The following is a 7,170-nucleotide window of genomic DNA, read 5'->3' as shown; positions in this document are numbered from 1 at the left end:
AGAGCGCCACGGTCGCGGCCAGCCCTCTGGCCCACGCCGACAATCGGCCACCCCAGCGGACGTTCGTACGATGCACGGTTACCTCCTGTGACTCACCCGGCAGCCTTACGACTCCGGGTCAAGGCTTCACTGCTGGCGGTAGTCGAATCGATTCGACGGCCCGCCAGCGTCGTCGGTCACCCCTGAGGGTGAACACGGCCGACACGTAGATGTGATTAACCGGCAACATGGGCACTGAGTCAAGGATTTGAACTCATCTATCTTGTACCGAAGCCTGAGATTCCATCAATCCCGACAAAAGCCGCAGCAAAGGTAGGATGAAAGGCCGTGCGACCCGGAGTGGCCGGGCGGCGCCAGATCGTCGACAACGTCCGGGACGCCCGCTTCGACAGGGACCCCAACATCGTCGAGGTGCACGTCGGCCACCTGCGCCGCAAGATCGACCACCCCTTCGTCCGGCGGGCCCTCCAAACGGAACGGGGGATGGGCTACCGGCTGGCCGCGGACGGCGGATGACAGCGCCCGGAACGCTGTCAGGCCCCATAAGCGCCGGGAACTGACTGACCCTGTCGGTGGTGGCCACGAGCGGGAGCGGAACCGGGTTCCCGCTCGTGGCGCAGTCATCGGGTGATCCGGCGGATGCCCCTGGTCGCCGGCTTGTCGGGGGTTGGTCCGCGGGTCGAGCTGTGGTGCGTGACCGCCGAACCACTCACCCGGATGCTGCTGCTCGGTCAGGGCCTGTGGCGGAGTCGATACGGAGCAACCGCGCGACGGCGTCCGGGCGGTCCAGTGGCACGAGATGACCGCTGTGGGGAATCAGCTCACCGGTCAGGTCATCGGCGATGGGGGTGAGCTGCCGGTAGAGCAGGTCGCCGACGGTGTTGCCGCCGACGGCGAGGGTGGGCGTGGTCAGCCGGCCGGCCGCGGAGATCGCTGCCGCGTTCTGCTCGGCGGCGCGGTAGTAGCCGAAGCCGCAGCGCAGCGCCTCACGACCGGTGTACGCGCTGACGAACGCGTCTCGGATCTCCTGGGGCACCCCCCGACGTTCGAAGGTGCCGGCCGCGAGGAACCAGTCGAGGTATTCGGCCTCGTGGCCTTCGAGCACCGTCTCGGCGAGCCCAGGGGCGGAGTGGAAGCCGAACCACCACGGTGGTGCCGGGAAGCCACCAGGCAGGCCCGGCAGCGTCCCCTCCATCAGCACCAGGCGGGGCACCCGGGCAGGGTGCAGGGTGCCGAGCAGGAAGGCTGCGGGTACGCCCGCGTCCAAGGCCACGACCTCGGCCTGTTCGACCCCCAGCGCGTCGAGCAGGCTGAGCATGTCGCCGGCGCCGGTTAGCGCGTCGAAGCCGTCTGCCGCGCGAGCGCTGTCGCCGAGCCCTCGCAGGTCTGGTGCGATGACGCGGCGTCGCCCACCCAGCAACGGCAGTACCTCGCGCCAGACCTGCCAGGTGTGCGGCCAGCCGTGCATCAGCAGCACCGGTGGGCCCGCGCCGTCCAGGGCGACGTTGAACTCGGTGCCGTTCGTCCGGATCCTGCGCAACTCCATGGGTGCCTCCTGCTGGTTACCATTGGTTACCTACTTAACATGGGAGATGCCGGATGAATCGGCAAGACGGCACTTGTGCGCCACCTGGTGAGGCCGGGGTAACCGGGGATCTCTTCAGCCCGGCCTGCCCGACCCGGCAGCTGCTCGACCGGATCGGCGACAAATGGACGTCGATGTTGATCAAGGTGCTGGCGGAGAACCATCCGGCGGAGCTCGGGTTCGCGGAGCTACGCCGCCGCGCTCCCGGGGTGTCGAACAAGATGTTGTCGCAGACGCTGCAGAGCCTGTGCCGCGACGGCCTGGTCACCCGCCGGGTCGAGGCGAGCGTGCCGCCGCGCGTCCATTACGCGCTCACCAGCCTGGGTCTCTCCCTGGACACCCCGCTGGCAGCCGTCCGGGCGTGGGCCGAGCAGCACATCTCGACAATCGAAGAGCGCCGTCGCGAACCTGACAAGTAGCGGCGCCCCGGGCCGGGTCAGCCGGCGAGGCTGTCCCGCCGACTCGCGACGGTGATTGGACACCCACGCGTGCAGGGGCCGTTCGCGGGGGATTTCCCCGGAAGCGATCCGCCAGCCGGCGGCGGCCGCCGCGACCGTGGCCGTGCGGCAGTCTCAGGACATCGGGGTACGGCTGGTTCGAGACCTCGACGAACTGGGGGTCCGAGTCGGATGGCGCTGCCCTGGATGCCGCGCTGGCACAGACGGCCGGTACGCGGCGGCCCGCCCTCCGGCCGCGAACTCTTCGTGGGTGGAGGACGCGCCTGCTACCCCTGTCGATCGCCGCAAGCATCGACCGCGACATTCCAGGTCCCAGCGTCACAGACCTGCCTACTCCGGGCACCAGTTCACCCACTGAGCCCGCTGACTGACCACAGCACGCGCAATTGAGGGCTTACCCGGTCGGGCTCTGGATGGCCGCCGTCGAGTTACGGCTGATCGTTGGCGCCGAGGCGGTCGGCAAGCTCGCGCGCCGCCTCATTGAACGCCTCGTCGGACTCGCAGGGAGTGTGACCTTTGATCGGGGGCGGAAATATGTCGCCGGCCGGAGCTATGACGCCAGACGGGTCGCGTAGCCGTCGGTCCACCGGTGCCTCATGAACGACTGCGGTGGGTGTCTCGTCGGGTCGTTGCGGCGGGAAAGCCCGGCCGCCGATGGGGTCGGTGTCCCGCCACAGGTTCACCCACCGCCAGTCGACCCGGTCGGCGATCTCGTGGATCACGTCGTCGCTGACGTAGGCGGGAAAGAGCCGGGCGTACAGCCGTCGAAGGGGCGAGCCGTGGGTGAGCAGGGCGATCCGGTCGGTGACCCGTGGTGGCAGTTGGAGCACTGTCGCGGCGAGCAGGACGGAGCCGTGGCTGTGTCCGGTGAGCACCACAGTGTTGCCGGAGTCGACGAGGTGGGTGATCCGGCAGGTTAGTTCGGGAACGGCGCGTTCGGCATAACACGGTGGCGCGAACGGGTGCGCGGCTCTGGGCCAGAAGGTGCCCAGGTCCCACAGCACGCCGACGTACCGGCGATAGCCAGGGGTGCGGTAGGCGAAGATTCCACCGACGATCAGGCCGACGATGATGGCGGCGATCAGATAGCTGCCGACACCGATGCTGAAGTTGACGAAGCTGGCTGGCAGCCCGAGGTAGCGCTGGACCAGTTCGCCGGGAGGCGTCGGCAGCAGACCGAGCGCAACCGCTGCTATGCCGATTCCGGCAAGGCAGGCGTAGAGCACCGCGAGCGGCACCAGCCGTTCGGTGAACCGGGCACGGGCGATGGCTCTGCGCACCTGCCGCAGCCGCGGCGTGGCATCGGCCGGCGCGTCTGGGAAGTCACGAGCAACGATGGCCGCCGCGGCACGGATCCGTCCCGGTCGTGACGCCAGCGACACCACGCCGGCGACGGCCAGCGTCACCAGCACCGCCAGCGAGAAGCCGAGAATCGCCCAGATGCAGGCACGCGGAGGGCTGGTAATCAGCGCCTCCGCGGTCGGCGCGCCCCTGTTCAGGACGTCGGACACCCGATAGGCAAGTTCAGCGGAGAACGTGAGCGCCAGACTGATCGCGGCCACGGAGGCCGCCAGCGCGCCGAACCCGAGCGAGGGCGCGACATCCGACTGCCGATCCCGGTGCCAGAACAGCACCGCTCCCAGGGCAGCCAGCAGCACCGCCTGACCGATGAACAGCCCGACGACTGCCAGGTTGTAGCCGGGCAGTCCGTTCCTCTCCGGCCAGGAGGCCGAACTGGTCAGAACGTGGACCCAGACCACCACGGTCAGGCCGAGGGCGATCGTGCGCAGCACGCTGACCAACCGGTCGAGCCGCCCTTCCGTGGGCGCGGTCAGGGGTGGAATGCAGAGCAGAACCGCACACGTGATCAGCAATAGTCCGGCACCTGCCGCCAGCGCGACGGTGCCGATCGACAAACCTTGTGCGGCCCGGGCGCCGAGCAGGCTGAGGTCCAGCGTGGCAAACGCCGCCGCAACGTGAATCGAGCGCAGTCGACCGACCAGTGGCTCATTGTCCCACCGGCCGACGGCGGTGAGCCGGTGCGCCGGAGAGGGCTGGTTGGCCGCGCCGGAGACGTCGAACGGGAGTGCCGGGCGAGCACTGAGCCCCCACACCAGGCTGATGGCCGCAGCCGGCGCAAGCGCGAGCACCGCCAGGCGCAGTCCGGCGGGACGTCCCCCGAGCCAGGAGAGCCAACTGCGTCCGGCCAGGCAGTCTGGCGAGGACATGCACCTCCACGCAATCACATCCAGCGCGATCCCCACCATGCTCAGCACGTACATCCCGGTCAGGGTGAGTGCCAACAACCGGCACAAAGCCTTGATCACCGGGTCGGTAGCGGCTCCGGCCGGACGCATCCAGATGGCGAGGTTGATCAGCATGAAGGGCAACAGGATCACCATCGACAGCGTTCGCACCGCGTTGCCAGCGGGCAGATTGTTCCAGCGGTAGGCCTCCAGCGTCACCCCGTTCGCCTCGCCGCCCTCGTGGTTTCCCGGCCGAGGTCGGTAGAAGCCGCCCCGGTGGTCACCTGCCACCTGCTTCGCGTGCGGCCGATCCAGCAGGTCATCCGGCCCGATGGCGGACACCCCGTGCACCCGCAGCTCCACGACGCCGTCAGCCCCAGCGCGCCCGCCCCCGTCTCGCTGATCCATCCGGTACCGGCCCCCGGCGTGTACGCGGCTCACACCGACCCGCTCGGCTGATCCGACGGCGCCCGCGTGGCGCACCGGGCGTACCCCTCGAAGTGAGAAACAACCCCGTGCCGTGGGTTGGCCCGGCCCCGTCTCCCGGCACGGAATCGCCGCCATCACACCTGGCGAGCAGGAGTCTGGGGCGATCGTTTCCCACAGCCAGTCATGTTCGCGGGCGTAGTGCGCCGATTTGAGCCGATGGCGCGGTGGCGGACCTACCCAACGGAGGAATGGGGACGGCGACGCGTACCGGAAGGTGCGTGGCCCGCCGGCATTCTTCGGGTATCGACTCGACGACCTGTCCGGCGTGATACCAATACCCAGATAGGCGAAGCCGGCAGAAATGGGCCGCCATGTCGACAAGGGCAGCAGCGCTGCTTCGAAAGCCGGGGCAACCGCAGCGGCCGAGCCTTCTGGAACTCTTCTTCGACCTGGTGTTCGTCTTTGCTCTCAATCGGGTCTCACAGCGGCTGGTCGAGGAGCTCACCGAGCGGCGGATCGTCCTCATCGAGGCCGGCGAGACGCTGTTGTTGCTGTTGGCCTTCATGGTGCTGTGGTTCGTCACGGCGTGGGTGACCGACCTCTACGACCCACAGACGCCGCAGCTGCAGTTGCTGGTCTACACGGCCATGCTCGGCGCGCTCGTGATGGCAGTCGCGGTGCCGCACGCCTTCGGTGACAGAAGTCTGGCCTTCGCCGGCGCGTACGTCGCGGTCCATATCGTTCGTGGGCTGGTCATCGTGCCGATACTGCGCGGCCACGACGCTCAGCGCCGGGCGGCTGGGGTGTTCTTCTGGTTCACGTTGTCGGCCGTGCCGTGGATCGCTGGCGCGATCGTGGCGGATCTGGCCCGAGGGCTGTTGTGGACGCTCGCGATTTCCATCGACGGCGCGGCACTGCTGCTGTTCTATCCCACGCCGTGGTCCCGCCCCACCCAACAGCAGTGGCCTGTCCTGGCCGAGTACCTGTCTGAGCGCTACCGACAATTCTTCATCATCGCTCTTGGCGAGCTGATTCTGACGACGGGCTCGGCCTACAGCGACACATCTTTCCAGCACGGTGGAGCCGCGGCCGCCTTCGCGGTCGCATTCATCACGACCGTGCTGCTGTTTCGCGTCTACGTCTTCAAGGCGGGCCAGCTGTTGCCCGAAGCGATCAGAGCCGCCGCCGAGCCCGCGCACCTCATCCGGGAGGCTTTCCTCGCGCATGTACTCATGGTGGCTGGCATCGTCGCCGTCGCCGTCGGATACGAAATCGTGATCGAACACCCGTTCGGGCACACCAACGCGGCATGGATTCTCGTTGTCCTCGGCGGACCGATGCTGTTCCTGATCGGGCGAGCCCTGGTGGAATATGCCGTGTTCGCCCGGGTGTCCCGCTCTCGGATCATCGGCGCTCTGGCGCTCGCCGGCGCCTCGCCGTTCATGATCCTGTTGCCGCCGCTGGCAGTGGCCGTCACTGCCGTCGTCGTCCTCGCCGGCATCGCCGCTTTCGACGCCATCCATGCCCGGGGAAAACCGCCCGAACGGCCGCACCCGCCCAATTCCAGGAAGTGAGCGGCAGACGCCTGCGCAGGCCCACCGGCCCATCGGCGCGGTGGGTGGACTCCCCGAGGCGACCCGGGTTCCACGGACCGTCACCATCCGTCGGCCGATCGGGCCCGCTGCCGGTTGCGGCGTGCGTACCGCACCCGGCAGCGATGTCAGCCACCCTCACGCCGTTGAAGTTCCTGGCCGTCAACCTCAGCATCGGCGCGGCGGGCGCCCTGGCGATCCTGCTCCTGGTGTGGATCGCCAAGGTGCCATGGCGGAGCCTGGTCAGCTCACCCCGAGCTCTCGACGCCCGCCGCCTACGTACTACCTGATCGGCGCGGCGCTGCTGGTGGGCGCTGGGATCGGTGTCGTGGCGCTGGTCGCGCCCGACGCCCCGGGCTGGACCACCTTCGGTGTCACCGGCACGACGATCGGCATGTTGGTGATCATCGTGCTGAGCACCCCGATGCAGGCCGCCGGCGAGGAGTTGATGTTCCGAAGTGCCGTGCTGCCCGCCGCCGCGTCCTGGGTGCGGGCGGTTCGCCCCGCCCTACTCGTCGGGCTCGTCGTCTCCGGCCTGGGCTTCGCCGTGGTCCACGGGTCGGCCGACCCCTGGCTGTTCGGTTACTACACAGTGATCGGCATCAGCACTGGCCTGATGGCCATCATCAGCCGCGGCATCGAGGCACCGGTCGCTTTCCACGTCGCCAACAACGTCCTGTTCACGACCGTCAACTCGGTAATGGCGGGCGGCGAGCCCTTCGCGATCGACAGGTCCACCGACTCCGGTGACGCGTCCCTGCTGATCCTCGGCGCCGTCAACATCGCCATGGTGGTGCTGGTCTGGCTGTGCGAGCGGCGCGCCCGGGCCACAAGCGCGGGCTAACCCCACCAGGGCAGGG

6 protein-coding genes are annotated in these 7,170 nt (G+C 68.6%); 4 read left to right on the top strand and 2 right to left on the bottom strand.

Going from position 1 to position 7,170, the window contains the following annotated elements; all coding sequences use genetic code 11:
* Positions 1–327: 327 nt before the first annotated feature.
* Positions 328–516, top strand: a complete 189-nt coding sequence (locus tag ABZU25_RS17800; protein ID WP_355030425.1) for a helix-turn-helix domain-containing protein — start codon at positions 328–330, stop codon at positions 514–516.
* Between the two features lie 193 nt (positions 517–709).
* Here ABZU25_RS17800 and ABZU25_RS17795 read toward each other — a convergent pair whose 3' ends face one another.
* A complete protein-coding gene (locus tag ABZU25_RS17795; protein ID WP_355030424.1) occupies positions 710–1,546 on the bottom strand; it encodes an alpha/beta hydrolase in 837 nt (278 codons plus the stop codon).
* A 53-nt stretch (positions 1,547–1,599) separates the two neighbouring features.
* On the opposite strand from ABZU25_RS17795, the gene ABZU25_RS17790 reads away from it, so the two are divergent.
* The gene (locus ABZU25_RS17790; protein ID WP_355030423.1) at positions 1,600–2,004 is read left to right on the top strand and encodes a helix-turn-helix domain-containing protein; all 405 of its coding nucleotides are present in this window, start codon (positions 1,600–1,602) and stop codon (positions 2,002–2,004) included.
* A 467-nt stretch (positions 2,005–2,471) separates the two neighbouring features.
* On the opposite strand, the gene ABZU25_RS17785 is transcribed toward ABZU25_RS17790, so the two are convergent.
* Positions 2,472–4,640: a hypothetical protein gene (locus tag ABZU25_RS17785; RefSeq protein WP_355030422.1), complete on the bottom strand. Its 2,169-nt coding sequence runs from the start codon at positions 4,638–4,640 to the stop codon at positions 2,472–2,474.
* Between the two features lie 449 nt (positions 4,641–5,089).
* Between ABZU25_RS17785 and ABZU25_RS17780 the strand changes: the two genes are divergently transcribed.
* Together ABZU25_RS17780 and ABZU25_RS17775 are read left to right on the top strand one after the other, a co-directional pair.
* Positions 5,090–6,292: a low temperature requirement protein A gene (locus tag ABZU25_RS17780; RefSeq protein WP_355030421.1), complete on the top strand. Its 1,203-nt coding sequence runs from the start codon at positions 5,090–5,092 to the stop codon at positions 6,290–6,292.
* A 247-nt stretch (positions 6,293–6,539) separates the two neighbouring features.
* Positions 6,540–7,154 carry a CPBP family intramembrane glutamic endopeptidase gene (locus tag ABZU25_RS17775; RefSeq protein WP_355030420.1) on the top strand — a complete coding sequence of 205 codons (615 nt, stop codon included), beginning with the start codon at positions 6,540–6,542 and terminating at the stop codon, positions 7,152–7,154.
* Positions 7,155–7,170 lie beyond the last annotated feature (16 nt).

It is taken from the genome of Micromonospora sp. NPDC005215 (genome assembly GCF_040607915.1).
Lineage (GTDB): Bacteria > Actinomycetota > Actinomycetes > Mycobacteriales > Micromonosporaceae > Micromonospora.
This window is presented reverse-complemented; position numbering and strand designations above follow the sequence as displayed.

Coding starts and splice junctions, on each gene's coding strand:
- ABZU25_RS17795 (WP_355030424.1), bottom strand. CDS start 1,546: ATGGAGTTGCGCAGGATCCGGACGAACGGCACCGAGTTCAACGTCGCC.
- ABZU25_RS17790 (WP_355030423.1), top strand. CDS start 1,600: ATGAATCGGCAAGACGGCACTTGTGCGCCACCTGGTGAGGCCGGGGTA.
- ABZU25_RS17780 (WP_355030421.1), top strand. CDS start 5,090: ATGTCGACAAGGGCAGCAGCGCTGCTTCGAAAGCCGGGGCAACCGCAG.
- ABZU25_RS17775 (WP_355030420.1), top strand. CDS start 6,540: ATGGCGGAGCCTGGTCAGCTCACCCCGAGCTCTCGACGCCCGCCGCCT.